Origin of the sequence: Azospirillum sp. B4, from assembly GCF_000333275.1 — a bacterium.
Classification (GTDB): domain Bacteria; phylum Pseudomonadota; class Alphaproteobacteria; order Azospirillales; family Azospirillaceae; genus Nitrospirillum.
Genome location: NZ_BACU01000179.1, coordinates 16,417 through 40,697, shown reverse-complemented (window position 1 = coordinate 40,697; position 24,281 = coordinate 16,417). Strand labels below are relative to the sequence as shown.

At 67.7% G+C, this 24,281-nt stretch carries 14 protein-coding genes and 1 pseudogene; 8 read left to right on the top strand and 7 right to left on the bottom strand.

Going from position 1 to position 24,281, the window contains the following annotated elements:
• The 4 genes and pseudogenes from I55_RS08040 to I55_RS08025 all read left to right on the top strand — a co-directional run.
• A pseudogene (locus I55_RS08040) lies at positions 1–445 on the top strand (TonB-dependent receptor); the annotation flags it as partial.
• A 134-nt stretch (positions 446–579) separates the two neighbouring features.
• Entirely contained in the window at positions 580–2,013 is a 1,434-nt protein-coding gene (locus tag I55_RS08035) for a glycoside hydrolase family 125 protein (protein WP_044560000.1), read from the top strand.
• Positions 2,014–2,038: 25 nt separating this feature from the next.
• Positions 2,039–4,393 (top strand): GH92 family glycosyl hydrolase, encoded by a 2,355-nt coding sequence (locus I55_RS08030; protein ID WP_044559999.1) that lies wholly within the window; start codon positions 2,039–2,041, stop codon positions 4,391–4,393.
• A gap of 81 nt (positions 4,394–4,474) precedes the next feature.
• Positions 4,475–6,604, top strand: a complete 2,130-nt coding sequence (locus I55_RS08025) for an alpha-L-fucosidase (RefSeq protein WP_044559992.1) — start codon at positions 4,475–4,477, stop codon at positions 6,602–6,604.
• Between the two features lie 18 nt (positions 6,605–6,622).
• Here the strand turns inward: I55_RS08025 and I55_RS08020 are convergent, their stop codons facing one another.
• From I55_RS08020 to I55_RS07990, 7 genes are all read right to left on the bottom strand, one after another.
• Positions 6,623–8,971 (bottom strand): hypothetical protein, encoded by a 2,349-nt coding sequence (locus tag I55_RS08020; RefSeq protein ID WP_049973943.1) that lies wholly within the window; start codon positions 8,969–8,971, stop codon positions 6,623–6,625.
• On the bottom strand, positions 8,971–9,873 hold the full coding sequence (locus tag I55_RS08015; RefSeq protein ID WP_044559991.1) for an ROK family protein: 903 nt from the start codon (positions 9,871–9,873) through the stop codon (positions 8,971–8,973). The genes I55_RS08020 and I55_RS08015 overlap by 1 nt, the downstream gene beginning before the upstream one ends.
• A gap of 141 nt (positions 9,874–10,014) precedes the next feature.
• Complete coding sequence (locus I55_RS08010) at positions 10,015–11,241, bottom strand: ROK family transcriptional regulator (RefSeq protein WP_044559990.1); 1,227 nt, start codon at positions 11,239–11,241, stop codon at positions 10,015–10,017.
• A 158-nt stretch (positions 11,242–11,399) separates the two neighbouring features.
• A complete protein-coding gene (nagA, locus tag I55_RS08005; protein ID WP_044559989.1) occupies positions 11,400–12,572 on the bottom strand; it encodes an N-acetylglucosamine-6-phosphate deacetylase in 1,173 nt (390 codons plus the stop codon).
• A 1-nt stretch (position 12,573) separates the two neighbouring features.
• Complete coding sequence (locus tag I55_RS08000) at positions 12,574–13,620, bottom strand: SIS domain-containing protein (protein WP_044559988.1); 1,047 nt, start codon at positions 13,618–13,620, stop codon at positions 12,574–12,576.
• Positions 13,617–14,516 (bottom strand): BadF/BadG/BcrA/BcrD ATPase family protein, encoded by a 900-nt coding sequence (locus I55_RS07995; RefSeq protein ID WP_044559987.1) that lies wholly within the window; start codon positions 14,514–14,516, stop codon positions 13,617–13,619. The genes I55_RS08000 and I55_RS07995 overlap by 4 nt, the downstream gene beginning before the upstream one ends.
• Before the next feature lie 28 nt (positions 14,517–14,544).
• Entirely contained in the window at positions 14,545–15,798 is a 1,254-nt protein-coding gene (locus I55_RS07990) for a sugar MFS transporter (RefSeq protein ID WP_252181076.1), read from the bottom strand.
• 368 nt (positions 15,799–16,166) lie between these two features.
• On the opposite strand from I55_RS07990, the gene I55_RS07985 reads away from it, so the two are divergent.
• From I55_RS07985 to I55_RS07970, 4 genes are all read left to right on the top strand, one after another.
• On the top strand, positions 16,167–18,752 hold the full coding sequence (locus I55_RS07985) for a TonB-dependent receptor (protein ID WP_252181075.1): 2,586 nt from the start codon (positions 16,167–16,169) through the stop codon (positions 18,750–18,752).
• A gap of 361 nt (positions 18,753–19,113) precedes the next feature.
• On the top strand, positions 19,114–20,778 hold the full coding sequence (locus I55_RS07980) for an alpha-L-fucosidase (protein ID WP_049973942.1): 1,665 nt from the start codon (positions 19,114–19,116) through the stop codon (positions 20,776–20,778).
• A 35-nt stretch (positions 20,779–20,813) separates the two neighbouring features.
• Positions 20,814–21,884, top strand: coding sequence for a glycosyl hydrolase family 18 protein (locus tag I55_RS07975; RefSeq protein WP_085939966.1), 1,071 nt, complete (start codon positions 20,814–20,816; stop codon positions 21,882–21,884).
• Positions 21,885–21,930: 46 nt separating this feature from the next.
• Complete coding sequence (locus tag I55_RS07970; protein ID WP_252181074.1) at positions 21,931–24,252, top strand: family 20 glycosylhydrolase; 2,322 nt, start codon at positions 21,931–21,933, stop codon at positions 24,250–24,252.
• The last annotated feature ends 29 nt before the right edge of the window (positions 24,253–24,281 follow it).

Genomic DNA, 24,281 nt, shown 5'->3' with positions numbered 1-24,281 from the left:
TCAGGACATGCCGGCGCCGTTCGACGGCTTCGGCCTGGGTGCCAACCTCACGCGGCAGTGGACCTCGGTCAACACCAAGGCCGCCGGGCTGGACCCGAACGAGCGCATCCAGAACGCTCCGGACTGGATGGCCAATATCGAGGCCTTCTATGAAAAGGACGGCTTCACCCTGGACCTGATCTACCACTACACCGGTGCCTATGTGGCCCAGTACGATTACCTGGGCCTGGGCAGCAGCTGGGACGACCTGTGGGTCCGGTCGTCGCAGCGGGTGGACCTGCATGCCGGCTACGACTTCGGCTATGGCGTGCGGGCCGACCTGTCGGTGGCCAACCTGTTCGACGACGTCTCCTACTGGTCGCACATCGGCAAGTCGAGCCTGGCCATCTCCGACGTGGTGGAGACGGGCCGGACCATCCTGGTCAGCATGAAGTACAGCTACTGATCCTGCTCTGTGACGGAAGGTCCTGGTGGCGGTCACCAGGACCTTTCCCTATTCTGCGGGGGCCCTGTTCCGCGGGAGAATGAGGCCGGATGAACCGGCCCGTTTCCGTTGCGGGCCCCAGACACGGGATGCGGATGCCTATACGCCGTGATTTGCTGAAAATGGCCGTGGCCGGCGTGGGACTGGGCCTGGCGGGTCCGTCGCGCGCCGCGTCCTCGCCGGTGTCCCGGCGGCCGGCCGCCACGGCCCGGGGTTATGCCAGCCCGGCGGTGGAGGCGGTGATCAAAGATGCCCGCGCCGCCATCGCCGATCCTGAACTCTACTGGCTGTTCCAGAACTGCTACCCCAACACCCTGGACACCACCGTGTCCATGGGCACCCTGGACGGCGGGCCCGACGCGTTCGTCATCACCGGTGACATCCCCTGCCTGTGGTTGCGCGACAGCGCCGCCCAGGTGTGGCCCTACCTGCCGCTGGCGCGACGGGACGCCGCCTTGCGCCAGCTCTGCCAAGGGCTGATCCGTCGCCAGGCGCGCTGCATCCTGATCGATCCCTATGCCAACGCCTTCAGCCGCGACACCGGCGCCGTCACGCCCTTGAGCTGGGCCAAGGAGGACATGACGGAGATGAAGCCCGGCGTGGCCGAACGCAAGTGGGAGGTGGACAGCCTGTGCCATGTCATCCGCCTGTCCCACGGCTACTGGCGGGCGACGGGGGACACCGTCGCCTTCGACGCGGCCTGGCGCCAGGCCATGGCCCTGATCGTGCGCACCTTTCGCGAGCAGCAGCGGCTGGAGGGTCCCGGCCCCTATCACTTCCAGCGCACCAGCGAAACGCCCAGCGACACGCTGGCCCTGGACGGTTATGGCGCGCCCACGGTCAAGGTCGGGCTGATCCATTCCATGTTCCGGCCGTCGGACGACGCCTGCGTGCTGCCCTTCCTCGTCCCCGCCAACCTGTTCGCCGTGACCAGCCTGCGCCAACTGGCCGACATGGCGCAGGCCATCCATGGCGACGCCGCCCTGGCCAACGCCTGTCATAGCCTTGCGGACACCGTGGCGGTGGCGCTGACGCGGCACGGCCGCATGGCGGATGGGGAAGGGCACGAGGTCTGGGCCTATGAGGTTGACGGTTTCGGCAACGCGCTGTTCCTGGACGATGCCAACGTGCCCAGCCTGCTGAGCCTGCCCTATCTCGGCGCCTGCGACGCTCGGGATCCGCTGTACCGCCGCACCCGGCAACGGGTCCTGAGCCGCCGCAATCCCTATTTTTTCAAGGGAAGCGCTGCCGAGGGCGTGGGCGGGCCGCACGTGGGCCTGGGCATGATCTGGCCCATGTCCCTGATCGTCCGTGCCCTGACCAGTGCCGATGACGCGGAAATCCGCCAGTGCCTGGTGTGGCTGAAGGGCACGCATGCCGGCACCGGCTTCATGCACGAAGCCTTCGGCCAGGACGATCCCGGCCATTTCACCCGGCCCTGGTTCGCCTGGGCCAACAGCCTGTTTGGCGAACTGATCCTGGACCTGATGGCGCGCAAGCCGGCGCTGCTGCGCCAGCCTTTGCACTGAACCGGCGATGATGGAGGGCCTTCCCATGATGACACGGCGTGACCTGTTGGGCGGTGTTGCCGCCGCGGCCCTGGTACCGCTGGCGGGCGGTGTCGGTACCGCGTTCGCCAGCACCGCGTTTGCCGGCACGGGGCCGAAAGCCGGCGGGGGCTTTTGCCGCCATGTCGATCCCTTCATCGGCACGGGCGGTCACGGCCACACCTATCCCGGCGCCACCGTGCCCTTCGGCATGGTGCAGTTGAGCCCCGACACCAACACCGCCGGCTGGGACGCCTGTTCCGGCTATCACATGCAGGACGGCACCATCCTGGGCTTCTCCCACACCCATCTCAGCGGCACGGGCGTGGGCGACATGATGGACGTGCTGGTGGTGCCCCGCGTGGGACCGGTGCGCCTGGACCCAGGCACGCCGGAAAGCCCGGATGACGGGTACCGCGCCCGCTTCGACCATGCCGACGAGCAGGCGACGCCCGGCTACTACCGGGTGCGGCTGAAGGACAGCGGCATCGAGGCCGAACTGACGGCCACGGCGCGGGCGGGCCTGCACCGCTACCATTTCCCGGCCACCGCCGGGGCGCATCTGCTGATCGATTTCGCCCATGGCTACCAGGATCCGGCGGGCTCCGTCACGCGGATCACCGGCGCCTCGCTGCGCGCGGTGGGCAAGGACACGCTGGTCGGCGGTCGCCAGGTCCATCAATGGGGCCAGGGGCGGGTCATCTACTTCGCGATGAAGCTGTCCCGGCCCTTCGCCGGCGCGCGATTCTACAGCAACGACCGCGCCATGCCCGAGGGCGCGCAGGCGGTGGAGGGGGCCGCGCTGAAGTGCGTGCTGGACCTGCCGGACGCCCATTCCGCCCCGCTGCTGGTCAAGGTGGGCCTGTCGGCCGTGGACATCGATGGCGCCCTGCGCAATCTGGATTCGGAGATCCCCGGGTGGGATTTCGACGGCGTGCGCGCGGCGGCGGCCGCGGCGTGGGAGGCGGAGCTGGGCCGCCTGGCGGTCACCAAGGGCTGCGACGCCGCCGATATCAGAATCTTCTACACCGCCCTTTATCACGCCCTGCTGGCGCCCACCCTGTTCAGCGATGTGGACGGCCGCTATCGCGCCATGGACAGCACGGTGCGCCAGTTGCCGCCGGGGGCGAACAACTACTCCACATATTCGCTGTGGGACACCTATCGCGCCCTGCATCCCCTGTTCACCCTGGCCCAGCCGCCCCAACGGGTGGGGGACATCGTCGGCGGCCTGGTGCGCATGGCGGAGGAAAGCCCCGCCGGCCCGCCCGTCTGGCCGCTGCAGGGTACCGAGACCGGCTGCATGATCGGCTGGCATTCCGCCGTGGTGCTGGCCGAAGCGGCGGCCAAGGACATTCCAGGCGTCGATTATGCCCGCGCCTGGCCGGTCTTCCGCAAGCAGGCCTTCCAGGGCCAGACCAGCGGCCTGCCGGAATACCGGCGCCTGGGCTACATCCCCAGCGACACGGTGGAGGAGGCGGTCAGCAAGACGCTGGAATACGCCTACGACGATTGGGCCATCGCCCGTCTGGCCGATGCCGTGGGGGCGGGGGAGGATGCCAAGGCCTTGCGCCAGCGCTCCTTGAACTACCGCAACCTGTTCGACCGCGACACGACCTTCATGCGCCCGCGTTTCACCGATGGCGCTTGGGCCCAGCCCTTCGATCCGCGTGGCATGGGCCATAGCCGCAAGTGGCGGGACTTCACGGAAAGCAACGCCTGGCAGGCCACCTTCCTGAACCAGCACGACATCTATGGCTATATGGGGATGTTCGGCGGGCCGGCGGCGTTCGAGGCCAAGCTGGATGAGCTGTTCAGCACCAGTTCCGACCTGCCGGACGACGCACCCCCCGACATCGCCGGCCTGGTGGGCCAGTATGCCCATGGCAACGAGCCCAGCCACCACATCGCCTATCTCTATGCCTACACGGGCGCCCATCATAAGACCCAGGCGCGGGTGCGCAGCCTGCTGAAGACCATGTACCGCGCCGATCCCGACGGCCTGGCCGGTAACGAGGATTGCGGCCAGATGAGCGCCTGGTACCTGATGAGCGCGCTGGGCCTGTACGCCGTCGATCCCGTGACGCCCATCTACGTCTTCGGTTCCCCCCTGTTCGAGCGGGTGGACGTGACGGTGGGCGAGGGCCGGACCCTGACCATCGAGGCCGTTGGCAACGCCCCGGACAGCCCTTACATCCAATCTGTCACCTGGCGGGGCAAGCCCCACGCCCAGACCTGGATCCGCCATGCGGACTTGATGCAGGGGGGGCGGCTTGTCTTCACCATGGGACCCAAGCCCAACCCCCGCTTCGGTGCCGCGGCGGAGGATCGGCCACCCTCCTTCACCGCCACGCGGGTTTAGGTCTTTAAACGCTCCGACAGGCATGGCATCATTAATTTAATTTAGTTTCATTAATAATGATCCATGCCGGGGAGCTTGCCGATGTCCCGCCCGTTCCTGCCGTCGCGCCGTGCCGTCCTGGCGACCGGTGCCGTCTCCAGCGCGCTGTCCCTGGTGGGCGCCTCGGCTGGACAGGCGCCGGCGCCGCAATCCTGGGGGGCGGTGCCGACAGCGCGGCAGTTGGCCTGGCATGAGATGGCCGCCTACGCCTTCGTCCATTTCAGCATCAACACCTTCACCGACCGGGAATGGGGCTATGGCGATGAATCGCCCGCCTTGTTCAACCCCACCGACTTCAGCGCCGACCAGATCGCGGGCGCGGCCAAGGCCGCCGGCCTGACCGGATTGATCCTGACCGCCAAGCACCATGACGGTTTCTGCCTGTGGCCCACCCGCTTCACCGAGCATTGCATCCGCAACAGCCCCTATAAGGGGGGCCAAGGTGACATCGTCGCCGAAATGGCGGACGCTTGCCGGCGGGCTGGCCTGAGGTTCGGCATCTATCTTTCGCCCTGGGACCGCAATCACGCGGAATACGGCCGGCCAGCCTACATCACCTATTATCGCAACCAGCTGCGTGAGCTGCTGACCGGCTACGGCCCCTTGTTCGAGATGTGGTTCGATGGCGCCAACGGCGGCGACGGCTATTACGGTGGGGCCCGGGAAAAGCGGTCCATCGACGCCGAAAGCTATTACGACTGGACCAACACCTGGGCCCTGATCCGGCAATACCAGCCCGACGCCATCATCTGGGGCAACTGGGGCCGTGACGCCCATGGGCCCTGGGGCGCCGACGCCCGCTGGGTGGGCAATGAGGAAGGGTATGCCGGCGACCCCTGCTGGGCCACGGTGGGCGATGCCCCCTACACCCAGGAGATTGGCGAGCATGGCGTGCGCGGCGGGGCGCACTGGCGCCCGGCGGAGGTTGACGTGTCGTTGCGTCCCGGCTGGTTCTGGCACGCGCGAGAGGATGCGGACGTGAAGTCGGTGGGCCGGCTGACGCGGCTCTATTTCGAGTCTGTGGGCCGGGGCGCCAACCTCATCCTGAACCTGCCGCCGGACCGGCGTGGCCGCATCCCGGACCATGACGCCGCCATGCTGAAGGGCTGGGGCGACGTGCTGCGCGCCACCTTCGGCGCTGACCTGGCCCAAGGCGCGGTGGTCCAGGCCAGCGCGACGCGCGGGCCCGGTTTCGACCCCCGCACCGTTCTGGATGGGCGGGCGGACAGCTATTGGGCGCCGCCGGATGCCATCCGCGCCGCCGACCTGACCCTGCAATGGCCACAGGCGCGCACCTTCAACGTCGTGCGCTTGCGCGAATACTTGCCGCTGGGCCAGCGCATCGGCGCCATCGCGCTGGAGATCTGGGACGAGGGGCGGGGGAACTGGGCCGAGATCGCCCGCCACACCGCCATCGGCAGCCAGCGCCTGGTGCGCCTGCCCGCGCCGGTCAGCGCCACGCGGCTGCGCCTGCGCATCCTGGATGCCGACGCCTGCCCCGCCATCCGCGAGGTCGCGCTGTTCCGCCTGCCGGACCTGGTGGAGGAACCGGGCATCCGCCGCGACCGCCGCGGCTTGGTGACCCTGTCCAGCGACATGCCCGGCGCCGTCCTGCATTACACCATCGATGGGGAGGCGCCGACCCTGCGGTCGCCGCTGTACCAGGATCCGTTTCCGCTGCCTGACGGCGGTGTGGTCCAGGCCATCAGCCACCTGCCGCGCACGGGCGCCAGCAGCGCGGTGGCCACGGCCGGCTTCGACGTGTCCAAGGCGGGTTGGCGGGTGCTCTCGGCCACGGCGCCGGGGGCCGAAGCGGTCATCGATGAGGATCCGGGCAGCCTGTGGGTCACCGGCGGCCAAGCTCTCCCCCACGCGGTCACCGTCGATCTCGGGGGCCCTCGGACCCTGAGGGGCGTCACCCTGCTGCCGGCGGGCCAGCGCCCGCCGGGTGTGGGCGCGCCGGGCGACTATCGCCTCCAGGTCAGCGCCGACGGCAAGGTTTGGGAGCCGGTGGCGGCGGGGGAGTTCGCCAACATCGCCGCCAACACGGGGGAGCAGCGGGTGATGTTCCCCAAGGTCCATGCCGCGCGCTTCGTGCGGCTGGAAATCACCCGCGCCGCCGGCGGCGAGGGGCAGGTGGCCTTCGCCGAGCTGGGTGTCGTGACCCGCTGATGGATCAGGGCCAGGGGATCAGGGCCGGGGGATCAGCCAGGCCTCGGCCACCTGGTGCCCCCGTCCGCTGCCACCCAGTCCCGCCGGCCGCGTCCATTCCAGGTCCAGCCGGCCGTCGCGGGTGGCGGTCCGGGGGATGTCGAACTCCAGGGTGGCCGGGTTGGCCGGCCGGGGCAGGGCCGGGTGGATTTCGACGCCGCCGTTGGCCGTCAGGCGCATGGGCAGGGCATAGTCCTCGCCCGCGTAGGTGACGCGCAGGGTGTACTGACGGGTTGGATCCAGGTGACGGTAGCGCAGATGGATGGGCCGTTCATACAGCGTCTCCGCGTACGTGATCCAGGACAGGCGCCAGCCGTCGTCCGGCGTGCGGTCGGCGATGCCGTCGATGGCGCTGTCATAGAGTTCCGGATCGCGGGCCTCGCCCTCGCCCCGCACCAGGTGCGGCTCATGCCCGGGATCGCCCAGATCGTCGTACAGGACGCCGGCGGCGGGGTGTGACCAGGTGGCGATGTCGGCCAGCCGCGCCTGGCGGGCCGCCTCATCCGGCAGCTGGGCGATCTCCGCGAATTGCCGGGTCAGCCAGACGCGGTCATTCAGGCTGGTGTCCACCCGGTCCAGGTTGGCGCCGCGCTCGATGCCCGAGGCGCCGTAGCGGGGGACGCTCAGCTGCAGGCCCACATGGGCGTAAAGACGGCCGGCCAGGTCGAACAGCTGATCCCGCAGGCGGCCGGTCCCGGCCGGGTCAGGCTGGGACAGGGCGGCGGTCGCCGCCGCCATGGCGTCTCGGCTGCCCAGGTCCGGTGCCCGTGCCAGGGCGTCCAGGGCCAGGGCCTGGCGATGCGCCTCCGCCCCGGCCCGCGCCTGGGCGTAGGCGTCGTAGGTGGCGCGGTAGAGCAGGGATTCGAAACGCCAGTTGTCCTTCAGGTCGGGCTGGTCCTTCAGTCCTTGGATGGCCTGCAGCGTGGCGGCGACGCCGCTGTTCTCCAGGATGGGGCCCATCCAGTTGCGCTCCAGCGCCGGGATCAGGGGGGCCAACCGGTCCCCCTCGCGGGCGCTCAGGAAATAGCGGGCGTAGTCGCGCAGCGTCTCTTGCGGCGGGGTGGCGGCGGACCAGCCCAGGCGGGTCCACAGCACCTTGTTGACGTCGTCGTTCACCCCCTCCGAATAGGTCACGAAGCCGGCGGTCAGGCCGCCGAGCCGGCGGAATATCCGGGTCTGGTCCCGGGGACGGGGATTGACCGGCTCCCGCCCCTCCAGCAGGGCGAAGGCGGGGTCCCATCGCGGCACGGGGAACTGGGCGTGCAGGGTGTGGCCGATGTCGGGATAGAACTGGATGGGGTAGCGGCGGGGGATGCGGGCGCGCTGCAGGGGCAGCGGATCACGCGACTGCGGCCCGAAGAACACCCCGGTCAGCCAGGCTGGCCGCCGGGCCAGCAGGTGGTAGAAGGCCTCATACTGCGCCTTGTCGAAACCCTGGGCCGACACCCACAGCTGGGCGCCGGGGTGGTGGCGCCGCAGGATGCGCGCCTGCCGCTCCAGCAGGGGGAACAGCAGGTCCGGCGGCGTATGCCCAGGATCGCCGCCCGGGACGTAGACGGCGTGGAGATGGGGGAAGCGCCGCACCAGATCCTCGAACGCCGCCAACTCGGCCGCCACCGTGGCGGGGTCGGCATAGTCCTGGCGCATCTCCGGGTAAAACAGGTCGCAGTCCAGGCCGTATTTGTCCAGCAGGCGGGCGATGCCCAGGGTGGTGTCCAGGGCCGGGGCCGGGAACAGGGGGCTGGTCGGCTCATCGTCCGAGGCCGGGGCGATCAGTTGGATGGCATTGGCGCCGAAGACCGCCAGATCGCGGATCTGCTGTTCGAACTGCGGCAGGGTCCAGGCGTCATAGGTGTTGTTCTTATAGCGGTAGCCGATCTGGTGGCCGCGCACCGGCTGGTCCGGGCTGGTGGACAGGTTCAGCGGCCGGTCCAAGACCACGTGGCCGGGGGTCATGGTCAGTGTGCGCAGCAGGTGCCCGATGCCGAACAGCACGCCCCGGCTGTCATTGCCGGCGACCACCAGAACGGTTTCCTGGCCGCGCCTTTCGGTGGTGAGGCGATAGCCTTCCGGTTTGCCAACCGCATGCGTGATGACGATGCGTGCCGGCGCGTGGGGCGCCACCGGCACCTGGGACCAGGCGATGCCGGTGCGCTTGCGGACCTCATCCACCAGCATGTCGACGGCGGCGGCCTCCGGTCCCTTTACCCCAGGGGCCACGACCACGGCCGCCGACAAGTCCAAGGGAGATGCGGCCCGCGCGGTGGGTGACACGGCGGCGGCCACGGCGGCCATGACCACCGCGGCCCAGTGCCGAGGGGGCAGCATTACAGCGTGCGTTCCCACAGTCGGGCGGCGCCGCGCACGCCGGAGGAATCACCCCACCGGGCCGGGACCAGTTTCGCTTCCCAGACATCGGTGAAGAGGTAGGGCCGGATGGCGCCTGCCAGCCGGTCGTAGATTTCGGTGACGTTGGACAGGCCACCGCCGAAGACGAAGACGTCCGGGTCGACGATGTTGCTGACCAGGGCCAGGCCCCGGCCCAGACGGTCGATGAAGCGGTCAAAGGCGGCGACGGCCTCCGGCTCCTTGCGGCGCATGCTCTGGATGATGGTTTCGGCATCCAGCGCGCGGCCGGTGACGACCTTGAACTCCCGGCTCAAACCGGTGCCGGAGACCCAGGTTTCCAGGCATCCCTTCTGCCCGCACCAGCAGTCGGGCGCCGGCACCTCATCCGCCTTGGGCCAGGGCAAAGAGATGTGGCCCAATTCCCCGGCCAGTCCGTTGGCACCCTCGATCAGGCGGCCATCGATCACAAGACCGCTGCCACAGCCGGTGCCGAGGATGACGGCGAAGGCGATGCGCGCGCCGGCGGCGGCACCATCCACGGCCTCGGACAGGGCCAGGCAGTTGGCGTCATTGGCGACCCTGACCTCACGGCCCAGGGCGGCGGCGACATCGCTGTGAAAGACGCGGCCGTTCAGCCAAACGGAATTGGCGTTGCGCATGAGGCCGGTCTGCGGGGAAATCGAGCCTGGGACGCCGATCCCCACGGTGCCCTGCGTGCCCGCTTCCGCCTCCACCCTATGGATCAGGCGGCAGATGGTGGCGATGGCGGCGTCATAGCTGCCCGGGTTGGGTTCGCGCAGCCGCGACAGGAAACGGCCGTTGAGATCCAGGGCGGCGGCCTCGATCTTCGTGCCGCCAAAGTCGACCCCGATTTGAATCATGCGTAAGCCCTCTCGCAGGCCAGCTGGACACGGATGGATGGGAAGCGCGTTCAGGGCCGTGCCCTTATCCCCAGGCCTTTTTCAGTATCTCCCCTAAGGGAACCATACCATTAAAAAGGCAAAATGAAATAATTAATGCGGTCAATCGGCGGCCGTCTTCCTCAGCGTGGTGCGGCTGGGAAGCAGCCGGTCATTGAATGGCAGCAGGGCGGCCCCCACGGCGGGGGCGTCGATGGCGGTGGCCGCGCGCCGGACGGGCACGATGACCGGCACGGCGCCGGAGTGCGCCCGCAGCCGGTCGTTGATCATCAGCGCCAGGCGGTCGATCAGGGGCGCCGGCAGGCGTCCACCGAAAAACACGGCTTCCGGATTCACCAGGCAACTGACCGCCACGATGGGCGTGGCCAGCAGTTCGGCCGCCAGATCCAGCCAATCGTTCAGCAATTGCTGGCCGACGACGTCCAGGTCCAGCAATTGCTCCGGTCGGGTGACGGTGCGTCCGCGCGCGGCCAGGAAGGCGTACAGGGCCGATAGCGAGACCGCTTCCTCCAGCGTGCGGGCCGGGGTGCGGGGGGAGATGATGGGCAGGAACCCCAACTCCCCGCTTCGGCCCTGGGCGCCCCTGTAATATTGCCCGTCGATGACGATGCCGCCGCCCAGGCCCTGGTTGATCAGGACGTAGAAGAAGCTGGGGTCGCGCAGACCATGGCCGAACTGCAATTCGCCCAAGGCGGCGGCCGCGGCGTCGTTTTCCACGAAGACCGGCAGGGGCAGGGCGGCCATGAACAGGTCGGGGATGTCCGTTGTGCTCCAGGTCTCGAAGCGGGTCGGCCGATTGGGCGGGTTCACCCGGCCCAGATCGTCAGGCAGCGCCACGCCGATGCCGATGATGCGGTCGCGGGGAAAGGCCTGGCCGCGCACCAGAGCGTCGATCTGGTCCTTGAAAAAGGCGGCGACGGCCTCGGGCGGTGGAAAGTCCATTTCGAGCACGGCGCGATGGCGCACTTGGCCCAGCAGGTCCAGGACCACCAGGGTCACATGGTCACGGTCGACGTTGACGCCGATGGCGAAGCAGCCGTCCGGGTTGATAGCCAGGCGCATGGCCGGCTGGCCCCGCGTGCCGTGCAGCAGCCCCACCTCGAGGATGAGACTTTCGTTCAGCAGGCGCCGGGTGATGTTGGCGATGGCCGGCGGGGTCAGGCCGGTTAGCCGCCCCAGGTCGGCCCGGGTCAGGGGACCGCCGACACGGATGGCTTGCAGCATGACCCGCTGGTTATGATCGCCGGCCCGTTCCAGGTTCGTGCCGGAAAGGCTGGCCCCCATGGTGGGGTGAAGCTCTGCCTGCTGGTGGCTTAGGGGCGGCTGCATGCGGCCGGGTTCTCTTATTCAAATTAAATTTCTTTTCCGGGCCATGATGAGACACCGCTGTCAGAGACACAACGAACATTTGGACTGCGGCAAAGAAAATTCACAGCACTACTGTATAGTAGATAAGATATAAAATATAAGTTGAGCGCGGCCGGGGATCAGCCGACCGTGGCCGTGCCGTCCCGCTGACCGGCGACCCAGGTGCCCAGGACATGCTGGTGCGTGTCCAGCAGCACCAGGTCGGCCTGGAAGCCGGCGGCCAGTTGCCCCAGCCGCCCATCCATGCCCAGGAATCGCGCGGGATAGAGCGACGCCATTCGCAAGGCCTCCTCCAATTCCAAGCCCAGCAGGCGCGTGGCGTTGCGTACCGCCTGCGCCATGTCGATGTCGGCGCCGGCCAGCACGCCGTCGTCCGTCACCAGGCGCCCGTCGCGGCGGTGGATGCGCTCGCCATACAGGGTGAAGGTGGTGGCGTCGGTGCCGGTGGGGGGCATGGCGTCGGTGACCAGCATCATCTTGCCTCGGGGTTTGGCGGCCAGGGCCAGCGCCAGCAGGTCGGGATGGACGTGCACGCCATCGACGATCAGGCCGCACCAGGCGTCCTTGGCGGTCATGGCGGCCAGGGCGATGCCCGGCGTCCGGTTGCTGATGGGCGGCATGGCGTTGAACAGGTGCGTGAAGCCGCGCAGGCCGGCGCGCAGGGCGGCCTGTGTGCGTTCATGGCTGGCGGCGGAATGGCCGCCCGCCAGGATCACCCCGGCGCGCACCAGGCGGGCGATGTCGGCATCGTCCACCTGTTCAGGCGCCAAGGTCAGCAGCACGCGGCCCAGGTCGCCGAAATGGCGGGGCAGGGCGCAAAGCCGGTCCAGATCCACCCCATTGGGGCGGCGGATGTGGCCTTCCTTATGCACGCCGCGCCGCGTGGGGTTGAGGAAGGGGCCTTCCAGGTGGACGCCGATGATGCCGCTGCCTGGTACCGCCGCCGCCTCGGCCGCGGCCTCCGCCGCGATCATCATCGTGTTCATGTCATCGGTGATGACGGTGGGCAGCAGCGCCGTGGTGCCGAAACGCCGGTGGGCGGCGGCGATGGCCAGGGCGCCGGCCACGGTGGGCGTGTCGTTGAAAAGCACGCCGCCGCCGCCGTTGACCTGGGTATCGATGAAGCCGGGGGCCAGCAGGCTGCCCTCTGGCAGGGGCAGCCGGGCGGCCCCCGCCACGCTGGCGACGTCGGGCACGATGTCCAGGATGTCGGGCCCGTCCAGCAGCAGGGCGTGATCGTCCAGCATCACGTCGCCGGTGAACAGCCGGGCCCCCGTCAGAAGGTGGCGCATGTCAGACCGTCTCCGTCACCTTGGCCAGGTTGGGGGGCACGTCGGGGTTCAGGCCCCGCTCGGTGGCGATGCGGTGGATGCCCATGTAGAAGCTCTGCACCGCCGTCAGGGGGGCCAACTCCGCCGGCACACCGGCCACCGTGGGCAGCGGCACGACGCCCGGGATGTCCACCGCCGTGGACAGCACGGGCGCGCCCAGGCCCACCATGCGGCGGATGGCGTCGCGGGTGGGGGCAAGGGTGGCGTCATCCTGTGTCAGCGCCAGGACGGGGAATTCCGGCCCCACCAGGGCCAGGGGGCCGTGGATGACCTCGGCCGCGCTGAAGGCGTCGGCATGCAGGCGGCTGGTTTCCTTGCACTTCAAGGCCATTTCCTGGGCCGCCGCGGCCCCCAGGCCCCGGCCGATGACATACAGGCCGCGCACCGCCGCCAGATGGGACAGGCCGGGATACCAGTCCAGGTCCGTCGCCCGCTCCAGCCAGCCGGGCGCGTCGGCCACCGTGGCCAGCAGGGCCGGGTCGGCTTTCCAGTGCGCGACCATCTGCAGGAAGGCGAAGAGGGAGGTGAGATAGGACTTCGTCGCCGCGACGCTTTTTTCCGGGCCGGCGCACAGCGGGATGGCCACGTCCGCCATCTGGAACAGGGGCGACGTCTCGTCATTCACGAAGGCGACGGTCAGGGCGCCGCCGGCCTTGGCCGTTTCCGTCAGGCGCAGCAGGTCGGGGCTGCGCCCGGACTGCGACACGGCGATGTACAGCCCGTCCTTCAGATGCAGGGGCGTCTGGTAGAGCGACACCACGGAGGGGCCGATGGAGGCCACGGGCAGGCCCAACCGGGTTTCGATCAGGTATTTGCCGTAGGTCGCGGCGTGGTCGCTGCTGCCGCGGGCGCCGGTCACGACGAAGCGGGGGGCCTGGCGGCGCAGGCGGTCGCCCAACTCCTGGAACATCGGGGCGCACCGGTCGATCTGCCGGCGCAGGGCATCCGGGGTTTCGGCGGCCTCACGGGCCATCAGGGGGGCCATAGGGGGGATGACGGGGGTGGTCATGGCAGGGCGCTCTTGGCAATGGGGGATGGGATGTTTTGGCGGGCCATCAGCAAGGCGCCTTCCAGGGCATCGCCCTCCGGCGCGACCAGCAAGGAGCGGGCCCAGGGGCTGAGCCAGGGGGTCAGCGGGGCGGCCATGCCGCCCATCAGGCACAGGCGGGCGGCCCCCAGGGCGTGCAGGTGGCGGATGTAGGTCTCCAGTTCCCTGGCCGCCTTGGAGAGGATGGTGCAGGCGACAAGGTCACCCCTGGCGGCGTGGGCCAGGACATCCGGGGCGAGATGGCCATAGTCGGCGGGGCCGGCGTCGTTCACCCAGGAGACGATGGCGGCTGGCGAACCGCCCAGCCGCTGCCGGATCTGGCGGGTCAAGCCGGTTTCCGGGGCCAGGCTGTCGTGCGCGCGCAAGGCCACGCGGATGGCCTCGCGGCCAATGGCGGCGCCGCTGCCCTCATCCGACACCTCGAAGCCCCAGCCGCCGACGGCATGGCCCCGCCCGCCGATCAGGGCATAGCCGGCACTGCCGGTGCCGGCGATCAGGATGGCGCCGTCCTGGCCGGAAAAGGCGCCCAGGCAGGCGGTATGGGCGTCCGTCTCGGCGGACAGGCTGGCGAAGGCGGGGGCCGCGGCGCGGGTGCGGACGCCATCCGCCGACGTCACGATGCCGGCCAGCCCCATGCCGACATGCAGCCGGGGGAAGGCGCCGGCGTCCAGGCCGGCCTGGGCCAGGGCGGCGCGGATGGCTTCCAGGATGCTGGCCCAGGCGCGGTCCAGCCCCAGGCGGATGTTGGCGGGGCCACCCAGGCCCTCACCCAGCAGCGTGCCGTCGGAGGCGCGCAGGCGGGCACGGCATTTGGTGCCGCCGCCGTCGACGCCCAGATAGTAGTGATCGGATGTCATGAGCTTTTTTCGGACGAAGCGATGAGGATCAGGCGAGGGAGGGGGCCTGGACGGCGGCCTTGCGGCCGACCCGGTGGCCGTGGAGCGCGAAGAACAGGATGTAGAGGTAGGCCGGCGCCATCAGGGCGAGGAACACGGCCTGGAAAGGGAAATGCTGCTTCAACTGCACGAACAGCTGCGGCAGGACGGCGCCGCCGGCGATGCCCATGACCATCAGGGCCGACCCGATCTCGGTGTGCCGGCCCAGGCCGTGGATACCCAGGGGAAAGATCGCGGGCCACATCATGGCGTTGGCGAAGCCCAGCGCCGCCACGCAGGCGACGGAGGCGTAGCCCTGCGTGGCATAGGCCGCGATGGTCAGCACCACGCCCAGGGCCGCGGACAGGGCCAGGTAGCGTTCCTGCGACAGCACGCGGGGGATGAGGACTAGGCCGCCCAGATACCCCGCCAGCATGGCCGCCAGGGTGAAGGAGGTGAAGAACTTGGTCTCGTCCAGCGGCAGGTCGAAGCCGTGGCCGTAGGTGCCGATGGCGTCGCCGGCCATCACCTCCACACCGACATAGAGGAACAGGCACAGAACGCCCAGCCACAGATGCGGGATGCGGGTCAGCGGCGGGGCGTTGTCGTCCGCCGAGCCGTCGCCAGCGTTTGAGTCGGCTGAAATCTCCGGCAGGGGGGAGCGGACGACCCAGACGGCCAGCAGCGCCAGCAAGACCGCCATGGCCAGGTAGGGCAGGTGGATCTTGGCGGCGAAGGCGGACAGCAGCAGTTCCCGCGCCTCCGGCGTCGGCGCGTCCTTCACCCGCTGGTCCAGGGTGTCGATGCCGCTCAGCACCAGCGCGCCGATGGCCACCGGCGCCAGCATGCCCGCCACCTTGTTGCAGATGCCCATGACGGCGATGCGCTGGGCGGCGCTGTCGATGGGCCCCAGGATGCTGATGTAGGGGTTGGCGGCCGTCTGCAGCAGCGACAGCCCGGCGCCGATGATGAACAGGCCGGCCAGCGCGCCGGGGTAGATCCGAATCGTGGCGCATTCACCGAAGACCAGGGCGCCGATGGCCATGACGAACAGGCCCGCCCCCATCCCCTTCTTCATGCCCGTGCGCCGCAAGACCCAGGACGAGGGCAGGGAAAGAAAAAGGTAGGACAGATAGAAGACCATGGGGATGAGGAAGGCGTTCACGTCATCCAAGGTGAAGGCCAGCTTCACGAACGTGATGAGCGGGCCGTTCAGCCAGGTGACGAAGCCAAAGATGAAAAATAGAACGCCGATGATGACCATGGACGCACGGTTCTGACGAGGGGGGAGGGGCGATTTCACAGGGGCCATGGGCGCCATCCTTGTCCGGGATCGTGAAAGGAACGGGTAGGGCGGGGTGGCTGGGAATGAACCTCCATCGCGCCCCTGGCGGGGTGGGCGGCCCCCCGCGTCCTGCTGGAATTCCTCACTTTTGCCACCGCCCGTTTTTTCCATCATCAGGGCAAAAAGGGAATTATGAAAGCAAATTAAAAAAAAATTGACGGGGGCATGGCTCTGCGGCACTTTGGTTACCGCTAACACCGGTTGCAGTAATGCCGATACGGGCCGGATCGCAATCAAAGACATCGGCGGGACGCGAAAAAATAAAGCGCAGCAGGGGAAACCACATTATGGGAATTAAGAAGTATGCCTTGGTTACCACCATGCTGATGAGCGTGGGGGTGGCATCGTCACTAGTGATGCAGGCCAGCGCGGCGGAGGCCGGCTCTGACGATGAGCTGCAAGAGATCGTCATCACAAGTATTCGCAAGAGCCTGGAGCGCTCCATTGAGGTGAAGCGCGAGGCGAATGCTATCGTCGATGTCATCTCGGCCGAAGGTGTGGGCAAGTTCCCTGACACCAACGTGGCCGAATCCCTGTCGCATCTGCCGGGCATCAGCGTCGACCGCCAGTTCGGCGAAGGTGAAAAGATCAGCATCCTGGGCACCGACCCGGCGCTGAACCGCATCCTGGTCGACGGCCAGACCATCGCCTCGGCCGACTGGGGCGGCAATCCCAACGATCCGAACAGCCGTACGTTCAACTACACGCTGCTGTCGCCGGAAATCATCGACCAAGCCGAGGTCTACAAGTCGACCGAAGCCCGCATCGACGAGGGCAGCCTGGGCGGCACGGTCATCGTCCACACCCGCAAGCCGCTGGACCTGGACGCCAACACGATGCGCGCGTCCTTGGGTTATTCCTATAACACCCGGTCGGGCGAAGGGAATCCCCGCGGGTCGCTGCTGTACAGCTGGAAGAACGCCGCCAGCAACTTTGGCGTCATGGTCGCCGGCACCTACGACAAGGAAGATCTGTCGCGCGCCGGTATCGAGTTCTTCGGGTATTCGAAGGGCAGCGCCATCACTTCCAACCCGACGGTGACGGGCAGCGGCAGCCTGGCCACGGCGACCTTCCCGGCGGGCATCAACGCCGCCTATTTCCAGCAGACCCGTGAGCGCCAGGGTCTCCAGGGCGCCATCCAGTACCAGCCTACCGACACGCTGGATCTGAACCTGTCGGGCATTTACATCCATGGCAACTACAACAACTTCAGCCAGTCGCGCTTCATCTACCCGGCGGCCAGCACCAACGCCTTCACGGCGGTGACGTTGAACAACGGGCTCATCACCGGTGCCACGCTGGGCAACGGCGCCTACACGGAACTGGACACGAACTACCGCAAGACCACCGTCCAGACGGCCCGCGTCAACCTGGCCGGCACGTGGACGCCAACGGCGGATTGGAAGGTCGTCACCGACGCGGGCTTCACCCGCGCCTATGGTGGCAAGGACCCGGAATACCTGCTGTCGTTCTATTCTTCCGCGCCCTACAGCTTCTCCTATGATGGTTCCAAGACCAGCGTGACCTATGCGGGCGGGTCTTCCGCCGCGGACGACATGACCACCAAGGCCACCGGCCAGCAGGTTGGCGGTATCGCCGCCCAGATGAACACGGACGAGGAGGCCTACTTCCAGCAGGACGTCACGCATGACGTCAATTGGGGGCCTCTCAGCAGCGTCCAAGCCGGTGTGAAGTACACCGACCACATGAATTCCGTTCGCGCCTACGGCAGCAGGACCTACTCCAACGGGTCGGTCAGCCTCAGCTCGCTGGGGGCCAGCACCATTCCCACCGATCTGTTCGATGGGCTGGACGCCAGCGGCGACCTGGTCAAGTTCTCGACCATCAGCAAAGACGCGGTCATCAAGTACCTGGACTCGCTGAACACCACCTACTACCGTGACTTTGGTTCCGAGTACAAGGTGACGGAGGCCAACAGCGCCGCCTACGTCCAGACCAACTTCAAGGGCGATAAGTACCGCGGCAACCTGGGTGTCCGGTATGTGCACACGTCGGACGACATCAAGTATTGGGACTCGCCTGACGGCGGCACGACTTATAATGGCGTGACCCAGACCAGCCGTTATGGCCGTTTCCTGCCGTCGTTCAACTTCGCCTATGACGCGGCCGACGACGTGGTCGTGCGTTTCGGCGCCGCCAAGGTGATCGCCCGTCCCCGTTACGCCGACATGGCCGGGGCCTTCTCCAAGGACGACACCCAGCACACCGCCAGCGGTGGCAACCCCAACCTGAAGCCCTATGAGTCCAACAATTACGACCTGTCGGCCGAGTGGTACTTCAACAAGGACTCGCTGGTTTCCGGTGAATTCTTCTTCCGCCAGATTTCCTCGTACATCGTCACGACCTCAACGCCGGAAGTTCTGCAGGATAACACCCATGGCGGAACGGCCTCTTACGACGTGTCGCATCCCGTGAACTTCACGGATGCCAACGTTAAGGGCTTCTCCGCGATGTTCCAGACCAACATCGCCTACGGCTTCGGTATTCAGTCCAACTATACCTATGCCATTGCCGACACCAGCAACGGCTACAACATGCCGTATCTGTCGCGTCACACCTACAACATCATCCCGTATTACGAGGATGGCCCCATCCAGGCGCGTGTCAGCCTGGGCTGGCGTTCCAACTATTTCACCAGCATCGGCCGGTTGGCTTCCACCAACATGACCGACAGCTATATGCAGCTTGATTTCTCGACCACGTACAGCATCAACGACAACCTGCAGGCCACCTTCAACGCCTCTAACCTGCTGGATGAGATGTACTATCAGTACAACAACACCAAGGCGGCGCCGATCGGCTACTACCGGAACGGCAGCGTCTATTCCATCAACATGTCCTACAAGATGTAAGCCTCCCTCCCCTGGGCCGTCGCCTCGCGCTTTGGCGGCGGCCCATTCTTTTTTAAATTAAAGAAAAAACTGGGCAGAATAAAACCATCGCGGTGGCGATGGGGTTGGGTCCGTCTCCGTTCCAACGGTAGGATGAAGGTCAATGGCAGGAAGCCCGGGGTGCTGGGATCGGACACAAGAGCGGCTCAGGTCTTTGGCCCCCCGTTTCTGGTTGCCGTGCCCTGGCCTGTACCGCCCGTCAAGGCCTCCCCCCCCTTGGCCGCCCGCCGATACCATGCCTGAGGCTGGGCTCGACCAGCTTCCGTTCAGGCGCCCCTCCCGTCCTGATCCCAAGCAACAGCCCGTTACGGAGAGCAAGCCCATGACCAGGCGTTCCCCCCGTTCGATCATTCGGGTGCGCGTGCGCGCCGGCCTGATGGCGGCGGCCATGGCGCTGGTGACGCCCATGGTCGTGGCCGCCAAGCCGGTGCCCGCCGACGCGACCGCGCCCACCGCCGACACCGTGTCCCCCGCGCAGATCGATGCCCAGTGGCAGAAGGCCACGGCCAAGCACGCCCCGGAACGCGCCGCCGAACTGAAGCGCGTCGCCGAGGGGGACGGGCAGGGGCCCTTCCGCCCCGATTGGGCGTCGCTGAAGGCCTATCAGGTGCCGCAATGGTACGCGGATGCCAAGTTCGGCATCTTCATCCATTGGGGCCTTTACTCGGTGCCCGCCTTTGGCAACGAGTGGTATTCGCGCAATATGTACATCAAGGGCAGTGCCGCCTACGAACACCATATCCAGACCTATGGGCCGCAGGCCAAGTTCGGCTATAAGGACTTCATCCCCCTGTTCAAGGCGGAGAAGTACGACCCGCAGGCGTGGGCCGCGCTGTTCCGGGCCGCCGGCGCCCAGTATGTCGTGCCGGTGGCGGAACACCATGACGGCTTCGCCATGTACGCGACCAAGTTGTCGGACTGGTCGGCGGTGCGCATGGGCCCCAAGCGTGACCTGATCGGCGATCTGGCCCGGGCCGTGCGGGCGCAGGGGCTGCATTTCGGCCTGTCATCCCACCGCGCGGAACACGACTTCTTCTTCGACGAAGGACGCAAGATCGCCTCTGACGTCAATGATCCGCGCAACGCCGACTTCTATGGCCCCGCCCAGGTGCGGGTGAAGGAGAAGGGGACGGAAGACGCCGACGTGTTCGGCGACTTCACCCCGGTGTCGCAGGGCTGGCTGGACGATTGGCTGTCCCGCTCGGCGGAACTGGTGGATCTCTACCACCCCGACCTGATCTATTTCGATTGGTGGATCAGCCAGCCCAGCTTCCGCAGCACGCTGCCCAAGTTTCTGGCCTATTACTATAACACCCAGGCCAAGATGGGCGGTTCCGCCGTCGTCAACTACAAGGTCGGCGCCTTCCCGGAGGGCGCCGGCGTGCTGGACATCGAGCGCGGTCAGCTGCCGGGTATCCAGCCCCGCGTCTGGCAGACCTGCACCTCCATCAGCAACGACAGCTGGGGCTTCATCGAGAATGACACCTATAAGACCCCTCTGGCACTGATCCATCTGCTGGCCGACGTCGTTTCCAAGAATGGCAACCTGCTGCTGAACGTCGGGCCGCGGGCCGACGGCAGCATTCCGCAGGCGGCGCAGGATACCCTGACCGCCATGGGCGGCTGGCTGAAGGTGAACGGCGAGGCCATCTATGGCACCCGGCCGTGGCGCCAGTTCGGCGAAGGTCCGACCGAGATCGCCAGCGGCTCCTTCCAGGAAGGCAAGGCCAAGCCGTACACGGCCCAGGATTTCCGCTTCACCACCAAGGGTGACACCCTTTACGCGATCGAGCTGGGATGGCCGGCGGATGGCGCCGCCCTCATCCGTGCGGTGAAGGCGGACGACCATGTCAAGTCCGTCACCCTGCTCGGGGCCAATGGACCCACGCCGCTGAGCTTCCGCCAGGAGGGTGATGGCCTGCACCTGGTCTTGCCCACGCAGCCCAGCGGCGACTTCGCCTACGTTTACCGCATCGAGACGCGCTGATGCCGGCGCCCCAACGACACCCCCAAGGAGACCTCATGAAACGCCTGCTGGGAATTGTGGCCGCCGGCCTGTCGACCCTCGCGCTGGCCTGCGCCGCACCGTCCATGGCGGCCGCCAAGGCGCCGACGGCGCTGTTCTATATGATGGAAACCCAGAAATCGATTAACTCGTTCGAGCAGCACATCGACAAGATCGACCTGCTGGTGCCCACCTGGTACGGCGTCGACCAGAACGGCCTGCTGTACGGCCAGCCCAACCCCTATGTGCTGAAGCTGGCGCACCAGAACAAGGTGCCGGTCATGCCCATCGTCTCGCCGGTGGACAAGCAGAAGTTCCATGAGCTGATCACCAGCGAGACGGCCAAGAAGGCCATGATCGGGTCGCTGGTGCAGCAGGCCAAGGAGCACGGCCTGGTGGGCTATCAGTTCGATTTCGAGAACATCGCCTGGACCGACCGCGACGCCTTCTCCCTGCTGGTCAAGCAGACGGCCGACGCCCTGCACGCCGCCGGGCTGAAGCTGTCCATCGCCGTGGTCCCCAACGCCCCCGGCCATGCCGGTCGCGGGCCGTTTTCGAAGTGGATGTGGGAATTCTGGCGCGGCGCCTTCGATTACAAGGCCATCGGTGACGCGGTCGACCTGTTCTGCCTGATGACGTACGACGAACACACCCGCTGGACCGTTCCCGGCCCCGTGGCCGGCATGCCCTGGGTGATGGAGCATCTGAAGTACGCGCTGCAGTTCATCCCCAAGGACAAGCTGTCGCTGGGCATTCCCCTCTACGGTTACCGCTGGTACACCGACAACCCGGTGAAGCCGGACGGGACCGAGGCGTCTAACATCGCCGGCGCCTATTTCGACGCCGACGAGTCCATTCCGCAGGCCAAGCAGTATGGCGCGCAGATCCAGTGGGATCCGGTGGAGCATGAGGCGTTCTATTACTTTTACCGCGACCAGATGCGGGAATGGGTATTCATGCCGGAGGCCCGCAGCTTCCACGACCGCTACGCCCTGGTGAAGGAATACGGTTTGGAAGGCTTCTGCTCCTGGGTCCTGGGCTCGGAAGATCCCAAGGTCTGGGACGAATTGCCCAAGTCGCAGCGCTGACGGACGAAAGGGGATGGGAGTGAGGGGACTGGGGAAGCGGACCGCGATGGCGGTCCTGGCCATGGCCTTGGGCGCCCCCTTGGGCGCCCCTTGGGGCCTGCCGTTGGTGGCATCCGCCGCGGACGCGCCCCCCCCACTGATTCCCCTGGCGGCCCAGGTCAGTCCTGGGCAGGGCACCTTCACCCTGCCGGCCGGGGCGGTCATCGGCGTGCCGGCCGGTGACGCCCAGGCCCGGTTCGCCGCCCTTCAGCTGGCCGATCTGGTCCGCCGCGTGCGCGGCTTGGACCTGATGGTGCGCGAGGGCCGGCAGGGGGCCGCCATCACCCTGGCCCTCCAGGCCGACGCGCCCGTGGCCCAGGCGGAAGGCTACACCCTGGAGGTGACGGGCGGCGGGGTCCGGGTCACCGCCCGGGACGAGGCCGGCCTGTACTATGGCGCCATGTCCCTGGCCCAGCTGCTGACGCCCGAGGGGGCGCCGGGGGCGGACCAGGGGCCGGTGACCATAGCGGCGCAGGCGATCCGCGATTGGCCGCGCTTCCCCTGGCGCGGACTGATGCTGGACGTGGCCCGCCACTTCCAGCCGCTGGACAGCGTCAAGGCCCTGGTCGACCAGATGGCGGCGCACAAGCTGAACCGCCTGCACCTGCACCTGACGGATGACCAGGGCTGGCGGTTGGAGATCAAGCATTACCCGGAGCTGACGAAGGTCGGCGCCTGGCGCACGCCGCCCAGCGTCGGTCCCGGACAGGCCACGCCGCCCTATGGCGGCTTCTACACCCAGGACCAGATCCGCGACCTGGTGGCCTATGCCGCCGCCCGGCACGTCACCGTCGTGCCGGAGATCGACATGCCCGGCCACGGCCAGGCGGTGATGGCCGCATATCCCAAGATCGGCGTCACCGGCGCCCGGCCGCCGGTGGCGGTGGATTGGGGCGTGAACCCCTATCTGTTCAATGTCGATGAGGCCAGCTTCACCTTCATCCAGACCGTGCTGGACGAGGTGATGGCGCTGTTCCCCTCCACCTACATCCATGTCGGCGGGGATGAGGCGCTGAAGGATGAGTGGAAGGCGTCCCCCCAGGTGCAGGCGCGCATGCGGGCCCTGGGCCTGAAGGATGAGAACGCCCTGCAGACTTGGTTCATCGAGCGCGTGGGCCAATACCTGGCCGCCCACGGCCGGCGCATGATCGGCTGGGATGAAATCCTGGAGGGCGGCATCCCGCCCACGGCCACCATCATGTCCTGGCGCGGCATCAAGGGGGCGGTGGACGCCGCGCGCATGAACCACGATGTGATCCTGTCCCCGGCTCCCACCCTGTACCTCGACAGCCTGCAAAGCCGCCGGAATGATGAGCCATCCGGCCGCCTGGCCATCGTCACCCTGGCGGACATCTACGCCTACGACGCCCTGCCGGCGGAGCTGGATGCGGAACAGGCGCGCCATGTGCTGGGCGGCCAGGGCAATCTCTGGACGGAATACATGATGACGCCGTGGCATGTGACCCATGCCATCTACCCCCGCATCGACGCCCTGGCGGAGGGGCTGTGGTCGCCCAAGGACCGGCGCGACTGGCGGGGTTTCCTGGCGCGCCTGCCGGCGCAGCTGGCCCGCTACCGCCATCTGGGCTTGGACGCGGCCGACAGCGCCTTCGCCGTGGACTTCACGGTGGAGGGCGGGCCCAACGCCGCGCTTGCCGACGGCGCCGCCACGGTGGCCCTGTCCAACCAGGCCGGCTTCGGCGTCATCCGCTACACCACCGACGGCGGCGCGCCGACGCCGGCGTCCCCCCGCTATGAGGCGCCGCTGCGCCTGACCCTGCCGGTCCTCCTGAACGCGGCCGTGTTCAGCGACACCGGCCAGAGGCTGGCGGCCCCCCGCCGGTATGAGCTGTCCGCCGAGGCGCTGCGCACCCGGCAGAGCGGGGAACTGGCGGCCTGCCCGGAGGGCGAGATGGGCCTGCGCATTCCCCTGACGCCGGACGCGACCACCCGTGGCCCGGTGTTCAACGTCAATCTGTTCGACGCCTGCTGGGTCTATCCCAAGGCCCGGCTGGATGGTGTCACCGCCCTGACGGTGCAGGCCGCCCGCCTGCCGCGCAACTACGGCCTGGCCCACGACGCGGTAAAGGTCCGCAGCCATCCCGCCACCACGCCCAATGGCGAGCTGGTGGTGCGGGTGGACGGGTGCGACGGGCCGGTGGCCGCCACCGTGCCCCTGCCGTCGCCGGCCAAGGCGCCCGTGCAATTCCCCCTGACCGCCCGTCTGCCGGCGGTGGCGGGGGAGCATGACCTATGCCTGACGTACACCGCGTCTATCCATGGTCCGCTATATGCCATCGGAAGTGTCAGCCTGCAGGCCCAACCTTGACTAAGCTGATGCCGCACCAGAGGAAATTT